Raw genomic sequence first — 17,130 nt, 5'->3', positions numbered from 1 at the left:
GTTTAAGATATTAGGATAGTTAACAAATTATTATGATTTTTGCGACACTAATTCAAAATATTTAAAAATGAAACTAAAGTTCAATGGATTCTTAGTACTCTTAGTAGTACTAGTGGCGCAACTAACTTTTGCGCAAGAAAGATCTGTTTCAGGAGTTGTTTCCGACAATGCAGGTATGCCTCTTCCAGGTGTGAGTGTATTAGTTAAAGGAACAAAGAATGGAACTCAATCAGATTTTGATGGAAAATATTCTATCAAAGCTGCACCAAGCGATGTATTGGTATTTAGCTATGTTGGAATGAAATCTTCAGAGAAATCTGCAAGCTCAACATCAGTTAATGTAAAATTAGCAAGTGATGCTACTCAATTAGAGAGCGTAGTTGTTACTTCATTAGGTATTAAAAGAGATAAAAAATCTCTAGGTTATGCTACACAAGAAGTAAAAGGTGAAGATTTAAAAAGTGGAGCACCAAGCGGAAACTTTTTAAATGAACTTTCTGGAAAAGTAGCAGGTGTTAACATTACAAGAAACTCTAACTTTGGAGGATCTACAAGTGCTGTATCAAGAGGTATTAAAGCATTGGGACAAAGTAACGAAATGCTTATTGTAATTGACGGTATGCCAGTTAACAATTCAAACACAACAAATGACGGGACATCCAATCAATCTCGTGGTGCTCTTGGTTTTGATTACGGTAACAATGGTATGGATATTAATCCAGAAGACATCGAAAGCATCAACGTATTGAAAGGTGCTGCGGCATCTGCATTATACGGATATTTAGCTGGAAATGGAGTTTTGATGATTACAACTAAAAAAGGTAAAGCTAAAAAAGGAATGGGAGTTACCATTTCATCTGAATTTGCGATAGGAACTGCAGACAAAGATACCTTTGTAAAATATCAAAAAAATTACGGAGCTGGTTATGGTGGTTCTTTCTTTGATCAAGATATTGATGGAGATGGTACAGATGATCAAGTAGTATACATGGGAGATGACGCCTCAGCTGGAGATCCTTTTAATGCATCACAAAATGTTTACCAATGGGATGCATTTTCAGCATATCCAGGAAATGCAAATTACGGAAAAGCAACTCCATGGGTTGGTGCTAAAAATGACCCAAACTCATTCTTCCAAGATTCTTACTCCTTAGTAAACAGTATTTCATTTGAAGATGGAAACGATAAGACTAATGTAGTTTTCAACTATAGTAATTCTAAACAAACAGGTCTTTTACCTAACAGTGAATTAAAGAAAAACAATTTTAGTTTAAAATTAAACCACCAATTTACTGACAAATTATCAATTAGTACTTTTGCTAATTATTCAGCTCAAACTACACTTGGTAGAAACATGACTGGATACAGTGATAACTTAATTTCTGGATTCCGTCAATGGTGGCAAACAAACGTTGACATCAAACAACTAGAAGAAGCTTATAACAGTTCAGGAGGTCAAAACCTTACTTGGAATAGAAAATCAGTAGAAAATGGAGCTCCAGCATACTGGAACAACCCTTATTTCGAACGTTACCAAAACTATCAAAATGACAGCAGAAATCGTTTTGTAGGATATGCAAATCTAACTTACAAAATCAATGATTGGTTGTCAGCAACAGGAAAAATATCAACAGATACTTATTCTGAAATACGTGAAGAAAGAGTTGCTGTTGGTTCAGTAGCAAAATCATTCGGTATTAACTTACTAGACGAAACATCTGGATACCAACGTTACAATGGTAATTTCTCAGAGCAAAACTATGATTTGCTTTTAAATTTCAAAAAGAACTTTGGAGAAGATTTCAGTTTAAGTGGAGTTGCTGGGGGTACAATAAAAAGAAATACCTTCAATTCAATTTTTGCATCAACACAAGGAGGTCTTATTATCCCAGGTATCTACAGCTTGTCAAACTCTGTTTCAGCAAGTCCTTACCCATATGAAAGAGCTACTAACCTTGGTGTAAACAGTTATTTTGTCTCTGGATCCCTAGGCTATGTAGATACATTCTTCTTAGATGCAACCGCACGTAAAGATGCTTTCTCAAGCCTACCAGAAGGTGACAACTCGATAAATAGTTATTCAGCTTCTGGAAGCTGGGTTTTCTCAAAAAACATTGAAGCGAACTGGTTATCATTTGGAAAATTAAGAGGTGGTTATTCTGAAAGCCCACTGGGATCACCTGGACAAGCTTTAGTTGATACCTACACTAAATCTGACGCATTCGATGGTAATCAAATGTACTCTGTAAACAGTATAAAAAACAACCCTAATTTGGAACCAATCAAAACTACAACATACGAGGTAGGTCTTGAAGCACAATTTTTAGACAGAAGAGTTGGTTTTGATGTATCTGTTTACAAAAATATAAATGACGGTGAGGCTATACAAGTACCTTACTCTACTTCAACCGGAAATAGTGTTCGCTATGTGAATGCAGCTACAGTTGAAAACAAAGGTATTGAGGTTCAGTTTAATGTTACTCCTGTAAGAACAGAAGATTTTGCATGGGATATTAATCTTAACTGGTCTAAAAATGAGAACGAGGTAACAGCATTAGCTGACGGAATTAGCAACTTACAACTTAATTCATTCCCAGGTGGAGTTACATTAAATGCTGTAGTAGGACAACCTTTTGGAGTTTTGAAAGGAACTGACTACACTTATGCTGAAAATGGACAAAGAATTGTAAATCAAACAACTGGTAGATACGTAATAAACACTTCTACTAACAATATTATTGGTAACGTTAATCCTGACTGGATTGGTGGTATTCGTAATAAATTCACATACAAAAGCCTATCTTTTAGTTTCTTAATTGATGTGAAACATGGTGGTGATGTATTCTCAACTGACCAATGGTATGGTGTAGGAACTGGTTTAACTGAAGTAACAGGTGGTAATAACGACTTAGGTAATCCGATAAGAAATACTGTAGCCAATGGTGGTGGAGTTATATTCGAAGGGGTAACTGATGCTACTGGAACAACTCCAAATGCAATCAGAACCGCATATTTTAGACCTGAAGCTGGAGCTATCACAGATTCATATTCTGGAGGAGCAAGAAAAGGATATATTTATGACGCAAGTTTTGTTAAATTGAGAGAGGTAAACATTACTTATACTTTACCAAGTTCAATTGTATCAAAAATGAAATTAAGTCAATTACAAGTAGCCTTAGTTGGATCTAACCTATGGATAATTGACAAAAATCTTCCAGATGCAGATCCAGAAAGTGGATTAGGATCTAACGCTAGTTCATTAGGATTATCTATTGGATCTTTACCAACTGCTAGAACAATTGGTTGTAACCTAACAATAAAATTTTAAGCTATGAAAAATAGACTGCTCATATTAATTCCGATCATATCCTTATTTATATCATGTAGTGATGATATTACAGGATTGAATGAAAACACTAAAGACGCGACAAAAGTTCCTGCTGAATTTTTGTTTACCAATGCAGAAAAATCAATGATGGACCAAGTAACAAGTACATCAGTAAACTTTAATGTTTTTAGATTATTTGCTCAGCAATGGACCGAAGTTCAATACCCTCAAGAAAGTCAATACGACCTTACAGGACGTAATATTCCTGCTGCTCATTGGACTGAATACTATCGTGATGTACTAAGAGATTTTAAAGAATCTAAAGATCAATTAGTAGCATCAAAAGCAACTTTTGTTGGTACTCCAGCCCAAGCTATTGAGTTAGATAATAAAATAGCTGTAATTGACATATTAACGGCATATTCATACGGAATATTAGTTGATACTTTTGGAGATATTCCTTACACAGAAGCATTAGACATTCTTGGACATCCTCAACCAGTATATGATGACGCTAAAACTATCTATGTTGATCTTATAGCGAAATTAACAGCTGCTTCTCATGCTTTGAATCAAAGTAATGGAAGTTTTGGTAGCGCTGATCTTATATTCCATGGAAACACTGCTAAATGGGCTAAATTTGCTAACACTCTTCGTTTGAGAATGGCAATCAATATGGCTGACGTTGATGCTTCTTATGCATCAACACAAGCACTTGCTGCAATAGCTGATGGAGTAATTATGTCAAACGCAGATAGCGCATATCTAGTTTACACACCAAATCAACCAAACACAAACCCATTGTATGTTGATTTAGTAGCTAGTGGACGTGATGACTTCTTACCAGCTGATACATTTGTAAACAAAATGAATACTCTTGTTGACCCAAGAAGAGCTAAATACTTCACAGAATTTCCAGAAGGATCAGGAAATTACGAAGGGGGTGTTTATGGAGAACTTAACACTTATGCTGATTTCTCTCACATCACTCCTACTGTTAAAGTAGAAGATTATCCTGGAGTATTGTTAACATATTCTGAAGTTGAATTCTTGTTGGCGGAAGCTGCTGCAAGAGGTATTGCTGTAGGCGGTACACCTGAAACACACTATAATGCTGCAATTACAGCATCTATGCAAGACTGGGGTGTAGCTGCTGCTGATATTACAACTTATTTAGCAAGAACAGATGTTGCTTATGCAACTGCAACAGGTACCTGGAAACAAAAAATTGGAGAACAATCTTGGATTGCTTTATACAATAGAGGATTTGAAGCTTGGACATCTTACAGAAGATTAGACTTCCCAGTTCTACATGTTCCTAGTGTAACTTATGAAGATGCTGATGGTCCAATTACTGTAGTACCTAGACGTTATTCTTACCCAGGTAATGAAGAAACTCTTAATGCTACTAACTTAAATGCTGCTGTTGCCAAATTAGGTAGCAATGGTACATCTAAACGTATTTTCTGGGATAAATTCTAATTATCTTAAAAATTTAATACATCTAAACCACCAGCCTAGCTGGTGGTTTTTTTTATACAAACCTTTTACTTAACTTTGCCGCATGGAAAAAGAACATCAAATTTTTGGGATCAGAGCAATAATTGAAGCAATACAAGCAGGCGCAACAGTAGATAAAGTATATATTCAGAAGGAAGCGAGTAGCGAACTGATGAAAGACTTAATGAAAGTGATGAAAAGAGGAAATATCAATTTTTCTTACGTTCCTGTCGAAAAACTAAACCGATTAACTCCAAATAACCATCAAGGAGCTGTGGCTACTGTCTCTCCTATTTCATTTTATGATTTGGAAACCTTGATAGAAACAGTTTTTGAAAACGGTAAAAAGCCTTTATTTTTAATCTTGGACCAAATTTCAGATGCGCGTAATTTTGGAGCTATTATCAGAACGGCTGAATGTACGGGTGTTAATGGTATAATTGTTCAAAAAGCAGGTTCCGCTCCAGTAAATGGAGACACCGTAAAAACTTCAGCAGGTGCTGTATTTAATATTCCTATTTGTAAAGTAGAACACATTAAAGACGCTATTTTTCTTTTGCAGGCTAGTGGAATAAAAACAGTTGCTGCAACCGAAAAAACTGAACAAAATATTTATGATATTTCTTTAAACGAGCCGGTAGCGATTATTATGGGATCAGAAGATCGAGGAGTGAATCCATCTGTACTTAAAATCGTTGATGAAAAAGCAAAACTTCCTATGTTTGGTTCTATAGGGTCACTAAATGTTTCTGTAGCGTGTGGTGCTTTTTTATATGAAGCCGTTAGACAGAGAAGCTAAAAATTTTAGAGTCTAGAATTTAGATTGCAGAATTAAAATATAAAAAAGAAATGAATCAAGACTCCGGTTTTGATTCATTTTTTTCGTTTGTATTTTCTTTATTTTTCATAAAATTATAAACGACATTTGAATTCGATTGAAAAAAAGGATTGATTTCTAATTGATTTTCCTCGATAATTTCGGGTTTAGGAGGATTGACAAAGTTTCCGTTTTCATCAAAACGCTGCATAAACTTATCTTCAGACGGATCATAATTTGGGTGTTCCCAATCGTATTTTATTACTTTCTTAAATTCTGTTTTTTTATATAAAAAAGTAAGTACAAAACCAGCGATTAATCCAGACAAATGACCTTCCCAAGAAATGGTTTCATCAACTTTTGGAAAAACATACCAAACCATTCCGCCATACAAAACCACGACAGTGAGAGACAAGGCTACCAATCTATAATACTGGGTTTGCAAGCCTTTGAAAAAAATAAAAGAGACCAATACATAGATTAAGCCACTCGCACCAATATGATAATTTTCCCTTCCGATAAGCCAAGTCAAACTTCCAGAAAGAAGAATTCCATATAGCAATATTTCTATTGCTTCTTTACGGTAAAAAAAGAACAATGCCGCTAAAAGCACTAGCAATGGTATAGAATTATTATAGAGATGTTCAATATTCGAATGGATGAAAGGGCTAAAAATCACACCCTGTAATCCAGAAAAAGTTCTCGGTAAAATTCCGTTTTCATCAAAATCAAATCCAAAACGGATTTCCAACCAATATACAAACCACAGGAACAGCACAAAAAAAAGTGGCACTCCCACTACGCTATTGGTAAATTTAAAATGATTTTCTTCCATTTATAGAATACTGAATTATTGAATTAAATAGATTCTTAATACAAATCAAAAATGTATCCAGAAGCAATTTAGTGCTATTTTGTCATATAAAATAATTTCCATTATGAAAACGAATGCCCTAGCCCTGATAGAAGCGGTATCCTTTTCATAAGGTGATTTTTTCTTCACCTTATGAAAAGATACAAGCGGATAGCAGGAAATAGCTCTTGAAAAATATAGTCATAAAAACTGAAAATTGTGTAATTTTACCACATGGAAGCACCACTCGCAGAACGCATACGCCCACAAAAACTAGAAGATTATATCAGTCAATCCCATTTGGTTGGTCCAAACGGCTCGTTGACTCAACAAATATCAAAAGGAATTATTCCGTCATTAATTTTGTGGGGACCACCTGGAACTGGAAAAACGACTTTGGCACAAATTATTGCCCAAGAATCCAAACGTCCTTTTTATATCTTAAGCGCCATTAACTCGGGGGTAAAAGATATTCGGGATGTAATTGAAAAAGCAAAACAGAGCGGCGGGTTATTTACAGCCAAAAATCCTATTTTGTTTATTGATGAAATTCATCGTTTTAGCAAATCACAGCAGGATTCTTTGTTGGCTGCAGTTGAAAAAGGATGGATTACGCTTATTGGCGCTACGACAGAAAATCCGAGTTTTGAAGTTATTCCCGCTTTATTGTCTCGTTGTCAGGTATATATTTTGAATGCGTTTACTAAAGCGGATTTGGAACATTTGTTACAAAGAGCAATGAAAACGGATACTTATTTGGCTACAAAAAACATACAATTACATGAAACAGAAGCACTATTGCGTCTTTCTGGTGGCGATGGACGCAAACTATTAAATATTTTCGAACTTGTCGTAAACGCCTCCTCTGAAGACGAAATTTTGATTACCAATGACCGAGTTTTTGAATTAGTGCAACAAAATACAGTTTTGTATGACAAAAGTGGTGAGCAGCATTATGACATTGTTTCGGCTTTTATAAAATCAATTCGGGGAAGTGATCCGAACGGTGCAGTCTATTGGCTGGCAAGAATGATTGAAGGTGGGGAAGATGTAAAATTCATTGCCAGAAGGATGTTGATCTTGTCCAGTGAAGATATTGGAAATGCAAATCCGACAGCTTTTATCATGGCAAATAATGCTTTCCAAGCAGTTTCAACCATAGGCTATCCGGAAAGTCGAATTATTTTGAGTCAGTGTGCTATTTATCTTGCCACTTCACCCAAAAGCAATGCTTCGTATTTGGCTATCGGAACGGCGCAACAATTAGTCAAACAAACGGGCGATTTACCTGTGCCTATTCATTTGCGTAACGCTCCTACCAAACTAATGAAAGAATTAGGTTATGGCGAAGAATATAAATATTCACATGATTATGCCAATAATTTTGCGGAACAGGAATTCTTACCGGAAGCTTTAAGCAATACACCTATTTATGTTCCCGGAACTAATTCCAGGGAGAACACTACTCGTGAATTTCTGAAAAATAGATGGAAAGATAAATATGGATATTAAGATTTTAGATTGCAGATTTTAAAATATATAATGTTCATTATATAAATAAAAAACCTCGGAGCAGAGTCACCGAGGTATTATTGAAATCTTTCTATTTCCGAAATAGATCTTCCAGTAAATTGAACCGTAAGAGATTAAAACTTCACTTTAATTATCTCAGACATTAAAGTGTCTTTTTCATAATATTCAAAAAACCATTGATTCTCCTTTAGAATCATAACACCTTGCGTGTTTTCTCTTGATGCTAAATAAATCGAAGAATTTGTAGTTTTGTATGCTTTCAGAACCACTTTTGGTGTACTATCAACTAATTGAAATCCATTTTTTATAGGCTGTGCAAACAATACTGAACCATCAGGTTCTACACTGCTGCTAGGAACATTTGCTGCTACGGCTGCAGTAGTAACAGGAACGACAGAAGCTACAACTGGTGCTGTTGCAGAAGATGCTACTGGTGTATTTTGATTAGGCGCAATAGTTTTTCCATTATATTTGTAATGCAGTGCATAAACAGATGTAAAAGCCATATTTAATGCTTCAACATAGGCTACTTCATATTCCTTCTCTTTGCTTTTTCCAACTTCCGATTTATAAATCACTTTACCGTTACAGTCTTTGAAAACCACATATAATTTAGTAATCAGAAATGCATTCTCTTTCAACACATCAATATTTAAAAGACTGCATCTATTGAATTCTGTAGGAATCTCTTCATTAGCATAAAACGCTTGAAAACCGGCTTTTTGAAGATTAAATTTAGTCAAAGTACTAAGTCTGTATTCATTTTCGCTTTTAAGAAAATCATACTTCACAGGAACTACAACCGCTGCATAATCATTAACCGATTGAGAAAAAACATAGCTTGAAATAAACAATAATAGGAACAGAAATTTCGTCTTCATAATTTATAAATATTTTTTTAGTTCTAATAAATGTGTTACTTGTTTAATATCTTCTTGAACTTTAATCTTTTTGTCATTAAAAAAAATGGCATCTAAACCTGCATTTAAAGCTCCCTGAACATCGGCCTCGAGGCAATCTCCAATCATGATACTGCTTTCTTTATTGGCTTGAGCTGCATTGAGTGCATACTCAAAAATAACAGGATTGGGTTTCTTGACCCCAGCCAACTCTGAATTGGTGATTGTTTTGAAAAATCCAGCAATATTCGAATTGTTTATTTTTTTGTATTGCACATCAGCAAATCCGTTGGTAATAATATGCAACGTATACTTTTTTTCAAGATATTCCAGCACTTCAATTGTACCATCAAACAAACGATTATTTTCGGGCAATAACTGAATATAATCATGGGCGATACTTTCTATTTGAGCATCAGATACAAAATATTCTAATGCATCAAAAGTATGTTTTAGACGATTATACCGTAATTCGGCGTGTGTAATTTTATCATATTGGTATAATTTCCAACAGGCCTGATTGATAGGCGCATACTTTTCTATGAAATCTTCAATTTCGATTGTTGGATGATCTTTCTTCAAAATTGTTTCAAAAGCCAACTCCGAATTGACATCAAAATCCCAAAGTGTATGATCTAAGTCGAAGAATATATCGGTTATTTTAGCAGAAAACATATAAAGACATTATTTAAATATTCGTTTATCAAAAGGAAAATCAATTTGTTCCGTAATTCTAATTTTAGAAAAATCAATGTGATACGGGTTTATCAAAAAATTAAAATCTCCTTTCACCACCGCTGAAGGAACTTTCAAAATACAGGCTTCATTTCTCCTTATGAAATCGTCTCCCAAAAGTGGCGTCTCAAAGGTACAAGGAAAAACATTCCAATCGATAGATAATTTATTCAGATCTAAAACTTCTACAAAAATATCATCTGGAATATCAATCGTTAACATCACAAAATCATTAGGCAATGTTGCCAATGAAAGATGAACTAAAACCTCAGCCATTGCCAAAGCTCTATTTTGGGCACAATAAACAATCTCTGTTCCTTTTGAATTCCAACGCGCACCAGAAATTGACGCTCCTTTTCCGGACAATTCAATAGGGAATTTTTTGCGTGCTAATCGAAAAACTTCCATTAAACAAAAATCCCTTGATCTATTTTATTCAATTCATTCACCACCATTTCTTTACCATAAGAATCTCTGAGTAATTCAATTGGTTGTAAATTTCCAAGTGCAAACGAAGGCGTTTTCAGCCACATATAAAATTGTGCTTCCGAATCAAAAACTTCATTCCCTAATGAAGTTACTTCGGCCAATTCCAATATTTTTTCTGATTGCATAGGTTTGAAAATAAAGTCTTCTTTGATTTTGTTTCTCTGAAGTGACTTTGTGGAAATTCCTAAAAAAGAAGCCCAATCCTCTTCGTTGAAAGGAGTTATTTCTTTTATCAAACTAAAAAAATCATACGCGATTCCTTCACGAATAGCGTGAACAATCAGCATTCTGTTTTTCAAAAACTCATCATAAGTGATGTTCTTATTCAAAAGCTTATACCCTCTCTCCTGCTCTACTCTATTTACTAAAACTCTAACAGCTTTATCAATGGGTCCTTTAGGTTTTAATTTAATCGCTTCCATAAAAATACATTTGTCTGTAAATATAAGACAAATGTCCCTATTGAGCAAGTTTTTTAAAATATTCCTTCATCAGCAAAACTGTAATAATCGGTTTCTGTGACAATTATGTGATCCAAAACAGGAATATCCAATTGCTGACCTGCAGTTTTAATTTTTTTTGTTATTTGAATATCGGCATCACTGGCCTGCAATTTTCCGGAAGGATGATTATGTGTCAAAATAATTGCTGTAGCATTTTGCTCAAAAGCAATTTTAAAAATTATCCGAATATCAACAATAGTCCCAGTCATTCCTCCTTTGCTTAACTGTGTTTTAAAAAGTATTTTATTGGAATTATTCAAAAACAAGACCCAAAATTCTTCATGAGTCAACTCTCCTATTATGGGTTGCATAACTTCAAAAACTGCTTTACTTGAAGTTATTTTTGCTAACTCAACTGCATCTTCACTTCGTCTTCTCCTACCCAACTCCATTGCAGCAATTATCGAAATCGCTTTTGCTTCTCCAATTCCTTTAAAGTTCATTAATTGTGCAATAGATAACTTCCCCAAAGCATTCAAATTATAATCGACACTTGCCAAAATTCTTTTACTTAAATCCACAGCTGATTCATTTCGGCTTCCAGAACCAATCAGTATAGCAATCAATTCGGCATCACTCAAAACGCTTCTGCCTTTTAGCATTAACTTTTCACGAGGCTTATCATCTTCCGACCAATTAGTGATAGGAAAAGCCCCTTGTTCCCGAAAAGGAGAATTAGAATCGTCTAAAATCATAATTTCATAAAGATTTAAATTTATACTATTTCAACAATCCTACTATTTATAAATTTTTCCTATTATTTTTTGCATACAAACACTTTTATCCAAACCTACATAAGGTCCGTAATTATCGACAATTACATATCCAACTTTTTGATACAAAATAATCGCTTCTTGCTGTTTATACAAGGTTTCTAAAACAGAAATTGAATAGTCGAATTCCTTGGCCCAAAGTTCTAATTCGTGTAATACTTTTTGCGCCAGACCCAATCCTCGAGCTTCGGGAGAAACAAACATTCGTTTTATTTCAATCGTATTTTTGTCATACTTTTTAAAGCAACCACAGGCAACAGGTTTTTCATCCAAATAAATTACTACCACATTTGTATTCAACTCAATGACATTATTTCCCCAATAATTGGTTTTCAATTCCGGGTAACGTTCCCACAAATACTCATCAAATGTCTTTATCAACGACAAAAAATCAGGATTTTCGCTGGTTGTTTTCACAACTTTCACTATTGAACTCATAATTTATAATCTTATTTAGGCTAATATACTAAAAAACAGAAAAATCATACAACAAAAAATCATTTCTTATTTTGATAATGAAGTAATTATGTAAAAAAAGTGCCAATTACAAAATCGTAATTGGCACTTTATATATTATAAACAACTATTTCTATTCAATCAATCCTTTTACCTCATCAAAATTCAATCCACCATAATTTCCAGAACTCATCAACAATAAAGCTGAATTTTCTAGATTAAGGTTAAACAAATAATCTTTAAAATCTTTTGGGTTGGTGTAAATAATCAAATCTTCTCTATTGAAAGCTTTGGCTATTTGCTCATAAGTCACTTCTTCCAATTGTTTTATTTTTACAGCATCTGGAGAATAGAAAACCACAGCAACATCAGCATATTCCAATGCTCCTTCGTATTCTTTCAAAAACTCAGCATTCAAACTACTGTAGGTGTGTAATTCTAAACAAGCTACTACAGTACGGTTTGGATATTGCTCTTTTACGGCTTTGGTAGTCGCAGCTACTTTACTTGGCGAATGAGCAAAATCTTTATAAGCAACTTTAGTCTTGCTTTCGGCGATTTTTTCCAAACGTTTGGAAGCTCCTTTGAAACTAGCAATCGCTTCATAGAAATCAGCTTCATCAACTCCCATATTTTGGCAAATCCATTTGGCTCCAGCCAAATTATTTAGATTATGAGCTCCAAATACTTCAATAGGCATAGGTCCTTCTGGAGTCTCCAAAAGCGTTACACCATCATTTACCGTATAATTTGGTGTATGATAAGCTAATTTACGAATAGGATTTGTAGCGGCCTCAGCAACACGTTTTACTTCCGAATCATCTTCATTGTAAACCAAAATTCCGCCGTTTGTAATTTTATCAATAAAAGTTTCAAACTGCTCAACGTAAAAATCATAAGTAGGAAAAACATTGATATGATCCCAAGCAATTCCAGAAATCAAGGCAATATTAGGTTGGTACAAATGAAATTTAGGTCTTCTATCAATTGGTGAAGATAAATACTCGTCACCTTCCAAAACCATAAAATCATTTTCTTCGGTAAGATGAACCATCGTGTCAAAGCCTTCCAATTGAGCGCCAACCATATAATCTACTTCAATATTATGGTAATGCATAACATGCAAAATCATCGATGTTATAGTCGTTTTCCCGTGTGATCCACCAATAACTACGCGTGTTTTATTTTTGGATTGTTCATATAAAAACTCAGGATACGAATATATTTTAAGTCCTAATTCCTGTGCTTTCAAGAGCTCAGGATTATCAGCTTTGGCATGCATTCCAAGGATTACGGCTTCAATATTGGAGTTGATTTTTTCGGGAAACCAACCTAACTCAACTGGCAGAATTCCTTTTTTTTCCAATCTTGATTTTGAAGGTTCAAAAATGGCATCGTCACTTCCCGTAACTTGATATCCTTTGTTATGTAATGCCAATGCTAAGTTATGCATTGCGCTTCCGCCTATAGCTATGAAATGTGTTCTCATTTTTGTTTATTCGTTTATACGTTAATAGGTTCAATCGAAGACAATGTCATCGAATAACCGTTACTTTCTGTTTTTATAGTCTTCCCAAACCTTATTGGCTTTATCGGGTTGCTTCATTTTATTTTTATACAAATCGGCTAATTTTTGATAACAAACTTTTGAACCTCCTATCAGAATAGCTCTTTTGTACTGCTGTTCCGCACTGTTATATCTATCAAAATATTCATCGATATGACCACGTGACAAATACCCGTCAACTGGAGATATTTCTCTTAATTCACTCGAATACTTAATGGCTTTGGATTCACTTCCTCCCACAATTCCAGGCAATTTCAAATTCAACTCAATTAGAGCCCAACGTGCTTCGATGTGTTTTGGGTTTAAGGCTATGGCTTTTTCAAAAGAAGATCTCACTTCACTAATCATCCCCAATGCTTTGAATTTATTGACTTCCAAAGATTTCATCCCCAAAGCACCACCATATTTGTAATAATAATTAGCTTCTGTGGGTTTTAACGTTTTCAGTTTTTTATAATAAGTAATCGCTTTATCCCAAGACTTATTGTATCCTGAAATATCTCCTAAATATTCTATCGTTTTAAGATTTGACGGATTGCTTTTTAAGTAGTTTTCAAGAATAGGTTGCGCTTGATCGAATTTCCCGTCAACGAATAATTTTTCCCCTTTTTCAAAAGATTGGGAACACAACAACAATGGAAATATCAAAAAAACACTTAGCAGTAATTTCATCCTCCAAAAATAAAGAATTTCTAAAAGAATGAAGTGTTTTTTGACAGAAAACCTGAGTTGATTTTTTATTTCCTCCAAAGACTAACTAATCATTCAACCCCTTACCGACAAGAATTTGCGGAATGCTTTTTTCAACCCTTGACTCACGGGTTTTGGATTGTTTTGGTGAAGAAAAATGAAGCATATAAGCTCTTTGCCTTCCCGGTGTCAGACTTTCGAATGCCATTTTCAATTCTGGCAATTCATCTAATTTTTTTTGAAATTCTTCTGCAAGTACAAATTCTTCCGTTTTTTTGAATTTCACTTCCAAACCGGCTTTTTCTACTTCAATCGCTTCATAAATATGGGCTTTCAAAATGTCACGTATATCCGTTATTTCCTTGATATTAGTGAAACGGATTTGGCGTGCCGCCTGTACATTCTTTGATTGTTGGATTAAAATACCATCAGAATTACTTAACAAAGCCCCTTTAAAAAACAAAAAAGCGCAGTATTCTTTAAATTCGTGTATCAAAACAATATTCTTTCCTTGTAATGTATAACAGGGAGTTCCCCATTTCAATTCTTCGGTCAGTTTACAATCCAAAGCAATACTTCTCAATTGCTCTAATTCAGATTGCCATTTTTGGGAATTACTAAAATAAAAATCAACCTTAGGATTCATAAAATTCAAATATTGATTAACAAAATTATCTTCTGTCAAAAGTAAACACTAATTTGAATTTATTTTTTACAAATAACTCAACCACCATATTTCCTTGTGTGCTCGTTTATAGGTGTCAAACTTTTTACATAATGGATAAAGGAGTAAAATCACTCCAATCCAAACAATATAAACAACCCAAAGGCTAAATCCATAGCCTTTCAAATCTGCTTCAAATCCTATCCAAGTTGACAAAATCATTTTCTGCCAACCAAACCCAGATAATTCAGCAAAAATCAATGCTAGTAAATGAATTATATAGAGATGTAAAATATAATAAAAAAAAGGCGCCCTTCCGAAGGTGCAAAAATAGTCCACAACTTTTCCTTTTAGTTTCTCTGTGTTGGCTAAAAATAAAAAGGACAAACCCAAAGTCATCAATATATACAAAAATGATGGTGGATATTTAGTTGGATTTAAAAAAGAAATTAGGGTTTGTAAAAAAGTATTATACTGAATAAACGGTGTTGGGTCTCCATAGATATTTGTCAATCGTAACAGAATAAAAAGAGCAATAGCAATTCCTCCTATATAGTTAAATATTTTTTTTCGTTTGTTACTATCATACGATTGAGCATAAAATCCACCAAAATAATATCCTAATGCCATTATCGCAATCCAAGGGACAAGTGGGTACCCAATCACTAATTGAGTGTTTTCTGTAAGCTGATAAACCATTTGTTCATGAATAATGTCCCACCAAAAATTATCCGCATAATGAACATTATCAAACAAGTTGTGACAGCAAATAAGCAACAAACTAAAGATAAGAATAGCTACTCTTGGCAAATGAATCAAAGCAGATAAAAAAACCATACTAATCCCCAATGACCATATCACACGTAAGCCAAAAGAAACGAATTCAACATTAAAAGACCATGCAAACCCTACAATTGTCAACTCGACAAAAATCAGCCAAATTCCACGTTTTAATAAAAAACTCGATAACTCATTATGAGTTCTTCTTTTGCTGGCCATAAATGCGGAAACTCCAGCCAAAAAACTAAACGTTGGTGCGCAAAAATGAGTAATCCATCGCGTAAAAAAAATAGGCAAAGTAGTCTGAAGAGGATCTGATGGATCAAAAAAGAAAGCAGAATAATGAAAATAATCTCTCACATGATCGAGTGCCATTAAAACCATAACCAAACCTTTTAGTAAGTCAATGGATTCGATTCGGGTATTGACAGGTAAAGTTAATGCCATAAATTAGTTTGTTGGATAGTTAAACTTAATAAAATACATTATGCTTTATTATAGCAGAACACTACAACACAACATACTTATTAGTAATAATTTATCTCTAAATTAATCCATATTATTGGATTCTCCAAAACTTGTAGATAGAGAGTCATTTTTTGCCTTTCAACTGCTCATTTACACCTAGTAACTACCTACAGTGCAAACACAATTATTTATTTTCTAATTTATGCAAATACTCATCACATACTAGCACGGGTGAACATGGACAAACGAACGACAATGGGATTTATTTTTACAAATAACTCAACCACCACTTTTCCTTATTCATTTGCTTATACTCGTCAAACTTTTTACATAATGGATAGAGCATCAAATCAAAACCAACTTTCTATTAAGCCAATTGCCCACCCGAGGCTGCAAGCCGAACAGACGAAGTAAATCCGTTGTAGTAGCTTCTGGTGGTAGGCAGATTCCAAGCAACTATTTCTATTTTTTTTTACTGAATAAAATTAGTCTAAGTCTGATGTATTGTTGTAGAAGAATTGGATAAATGTTATATACTATATTAGTCAGTACCATGATGATAGCCCAAAGTAATTGCCCTTGTAGGAGAGCAAAAATAATTGTCAAACTAAAAAAGAAAAAAAGAATTAAATGGAATTTCTCGAACATATAACTTTGACTAATAAGTCCTGCAATTGAAGTTTTTTTAGGTGTAACAATTTTGTGATCCGGAAATTTTCTTTTTATGAGGTTATTTATTATTGCACCATTTTGAGTAAATTTATTTATTAAATGAACTCGCAACTTCTTGTAAATTCCAATTGTCTTTCCCATTTGAAGTTTGTCTATAAAAGATTTTTTTAAAAATATTGGGATTAAACTTATTGTCAGGAAAACACAGAGTGTTTGATAACTGACGAATCTAAAACAATAGAATGCAATAGGACCTAGATTTAAAATAGACCAGATCAGGTTTGCAATCATATTATACCACGCTAGTGTTTTTTTTACTTTCGCCAAACTTTCCATATCTCTTGCTGCCATTTTGATAAGCTTATATTTTACGGTTTGATTCGTTGCTTACTGCTAACGTTCT

The 17,130-nt window shown here is 34.0% G+C and carries 16 protein-coding genes; 4 read left to right on the top strand and 12 right to left on the bottom strand.

All coding sequences use genetic code 11. The features are described from left to right. The first annotated feature begins 67 nt into the window (after positions 1-67). The 3 genes from J2W95_RS15025 to rlmB all read left to right on the top strand — a co-directional run bounded on the left by J2W95_RS15025 (position 68) and on the right by rlmB (position 5,627). Positions 68-3,328, top strand: coding sequence for a SusC/RagA family TonB-linked outer membrane protein (locus J2W95_RS15025; RefSeq protein ID WP_310008472.1), 3,261 nt, complete (start codon positions 68-70; stop codon positions 3,326-3,328). A 3-nt stretch (positions 3,329-3,331) separates the two neighbouring features. Then, positions 3,332-4,810, top strand: coding sequence for a SusD/RagB family nutrient-binding outer membrane lipoprotein (locus J2W95_RS15020; RefSeq protein ID WP_310008470.1), 1,479 nt, complete (start codon positions 3,332-3,334; stop codon positions 4,808-4,810). 82 nt (positions 4,811-4,892) lie between these two features. After that, entirely contained in the window at positions 4,893-5,627 is a 735-nt protein-coding gene (gene rlmB / locus J2W95_RS15015) for a 23S rRNA (guanosine(2251)-2'-O)-methyltransferase RlmB (protein ID WP_310008468.1), read from the top strand. A gap of 55 nt (positions 5,628-5,682) precedes the next feature. Here the strand turns inward: rlmB and J2W95_RS15010 are convergent, their stop codons facing one another. Next, complete coding sequence (locus tag J2W95_RS15010) at positions 5,683-6,480, bottom strand: rhomboid family intramembrane serine protease (protein WP_310008467.1); 798 nt, start codon at positions 6,478-6,480, stop codon at positions 5,683-5,685. 252 nt (positions 6,481-6,732) lie between these two features. On the opposite strand from J2W95_RS15010, the gene J2W95_RS15005 reads away from it, so the two are divergent. Beyond that, complete coding sequence (locus J2W95_RS15005) at positions 6,733-8,010, top strand: replication-associated recombination protein A (protein WP_310008465.1); 1,278 nt, start codon at positions 6,733-6,735, stop codon at positions 8,008-8,010. Positions 8,011-8,144: 134 nt separating this feature from the next. On the opposite strand, the gene J2W95_RS15000 is transcribed toward J2W95_RS15005, so the two are convergent. From J2W95_RS15000 to J2W95_RS14950, 11 genes are all read right to left on the bottom strand, one after another. After that, the gene (locus J2W95_RS15000) at positions 8,145-8,912 is read right to left on the bottom strand and encodes a hypothetical protein (RefSeq protein ID WP_310008463.1); all 768 of its coding nucleotides are present in this window, start codon (positions 8,910-8,912) and stop codon (positions 8,145-8,147) included. Between the two features lie 3 nt (positions 8,913-8,915). After that, entirely contained in the window at positions 8,916-9,605 is a 690-nt protein-coding gene (locus J2W95_RS14995) for a YjjG family noncanonical pyrimidine nucleotidase (RefSeq protein WP_310008461.1), read from the bottom strand. 9 nt (positions 9,606-9,614) lie between these two features. Beyond that, a complete protein-coding gene (locus J2W95_RS14990; RefSeq protein WP_310008459.1) occupies positions 9,615-10,073 on the bottom strand; it encodes an RES family NAD+ phosphorylase in 459 nt (152 codons plus the stop codon). Further along, a complete protein-coding gene (gene parS, locus J2W95_RS14985) occupies positions 10,073-10,576 on the bottom strand; it encodes a type II RES/Xre toxin-antitoxin system antitoxin (RefSeq protein WP_310008456.1) in 504 nt (167 codons plus the stop codon). The genes J2W95_RS14990 and parS overlap by 1 nt, the downstream gene beginning before the upstream one ends. Before the next feature lie 53 nt (positions 10,577-10,629). Further along, positions 10,630-11,352: a RadC family protein gene (gene radC / locus J2W95_RS14980; RefSeq protein WP_310008454.1), complete on the bottom strand. Its 723-nt coding sequence runs from the start codon at positions 11,350-11,352 to the stop codon at positions 10,630-10,632. Between the two features lie 42 nt (positions 11,353-11,394). Continuing rightward, entirely contained in the window at positions 11,395-11,868 is a 474-nt protein-coding gene (locus J2W95_RS14975; RefSeq protein ID WP_310008452.1) for a GNAT family N-acetyltransferase, read from the bottom strand. Between the two features lie 151 nt (positions 11,869-12,019). Then, positions 12,020-13,375, bottom strand: coding sequence for a UDP-N-acetylmuramate--L-alanine ligase (locus tag J2W95_RS14970; RefSeq protein ID WP_310008451.1), 1,356 nt, complete (start codon positions 13,373-13,375; stop codon positions 12,020-12,022). A 60-nt stretch (positions 13,376-13,435) separates the two neighbouring features. Further along, a complete protein-coding gene (locus J2W95_RS14965) occupies positions 13,436-14,125 on the bottom strand; it encodes a tetratricopeptide repeat protein (protein ID WP_310008449.1) in 690 nt (229 codons plus the stop codon). Between the two features lie 85 nt (positions 14,126-14,210). After that, positions 14,211-14,789, bottom strand: a complete 579-nt coding sequence (locus J2W95_RS14960) for a YdeI/OmpD-associated family protein (RefSeq protein WP_310008447.1) — start codon at positions 14,787-14,789, stop codon at positions 14,211-14,213. Between the two features lie 66 nt (positions 14,790-14,855). Continuing rightward, entirely contained in the window at positions 14,856-16,034 is a 1,179-nt protein-coding gene (locus tag J2W95_RS14955; protein WP_310008446.1) for an acetyltransferase domain-containing protein, read from the bottom strand. 483 nt (positions 16,035-16,517) lie between these two features. Then, positions 16,518-17,078 carry a glycosyl-4,4'-diaponeurosporenoate acyltransferase CrtO family protein gene (locus J2W95_RS14950; RefSeq protein WP_310008444.1) on the bottom strand — a complete coding sequence of 187 codons (561 nt, stop codon included), beginning with the start codon at positions 17,076-17,078 and terminating at the stop codon, positions 16,518-16,520. Positions 17,079-17,130: the final 52 nt, after the last annotated feature.

Source organism: Flavobacterium granuli (assembly GCF_031456055.1).
Lineage (GTDB): Bacteria > Bacteroidota > Bacteroidia > Flavobacteriales > Flavobacteriaceae > Flavobacterium > Flavobacterium granuli_A.
The sequence above is the reverse complement of the archived record's forward strand: the minus strand, read 5'-3'. Positions and strand labels throughout refer to the sequence as shown.

Bases quoted from the DNA above. Each gene is read 5' to 3' on its own strand.
- J2W95_RS14965 (WP_310008449.1), bottom strand. From the start codon at position 14,125: ATGAAATTACTGCTAAGTGTTTTTTTGATATTTCCATTGTTGTTGTGT.
- J2W95_RS14995 (WP_310008461.1), bottom strand. From the start codon at position 9,605: ATGTTTTCTGCTAAAATAACCGATATATTCTTCGACTTAGATCATACA.
- J2W95_RS15025 (WP_310008472.1), top strand. From the start codon at position 68: ATGAAACTAAAGTTCAATGGATTCTTAGTACTCTTAGTAGTACTAGTG.
- parS (WP_310008456.1), bottom strand. From the start codon at position 10,576: ATGGAAGCGATTAAATTAAAACCTAAAGGACCCATTGATAAAGCTGTT.
- rlmB (WP_310008468.1), top strand. From the start codon at position 4,893: ATGGAAAAAGAACATCAAATTTTTGGGATCAGAGCAATAATTGAAGCA.
- J2W95_RS14960 (WP_310008447.1), bottom strand. From the start codon at position 14,789: ATGAATCCTAAGGTTGATTTTTATTTTAGTAATTCCCAAAAATGGCAA.
- J2W95_RS15000 (WP_310008463.1), bottom strand. From the start codon at position 8,912: ATGAAGACGAAATTTCTGTTCCTATTATTGTTTATTTCAAGCTATGTT.
- J2W95_RS14970 (WP_310008451.1), bottom strand. From the start codon at position 13,375: ATGAGAACACATTTCATAGCTATAGGCGGAAGCGCAATGCATAACTTA.
- J2W95_RS15010 (WP_310008467.1), bottom strand. From the start codon at position 6,480: ATGGAAGAAAATCATTTTAAATTTACCAATAGCGTAGTGGGAGTGCCA.
- J2W95_RS14950 (WP_310008444.1), bottom strand. From the start codon at position 17,078: ATGGCAGCAAGAGATATGGAAAGTTTGGCGAAAGTAAAAAAAACACTA.
- radC (WP_310008454.1), bottom strand. From the start codon at position 11,352: ATGATTTTAGACGATTCTAATTCTCCTTTTCGGGAACAAGGGGCTTTT.
- J2W95_RS14975 (WP_310008452.1), bottom strand. From the start codon at position 11,868: ATGAGTTCAATAGTGAAAGTTGTGAAAACAACCAGCGAAAATCCTGAT.
- J2W95_RS14990 (WP_310008459.1), bottom strand. From the start codon at position 10,073: ATGGAAGTTTTTCGATTAGCACGCAAAAAATTCCCTATTGAATTGTCC.
- J2W95_RS15020 (WP_310008470.1), top strand. From the start codon at position 3,332: ATGAAAAATAGACTGCTCATATTAATTCCGATCATATCCTTATTTATA.
- J2W95_RS14955 (WP_310008446.1), bottom strand. From the start codon at position 16,034: ATGGCATTAACTTTACCTGTCAATACCCGAATCGAATCCATTGACTTA.
- J2W95_RS15005 (WP_310008465.1), top strand. From the start codon at position 6,733: ATGGAAGCACCACTCGCAGAACGCATACGCCCACAAAAACTAGAAGAT.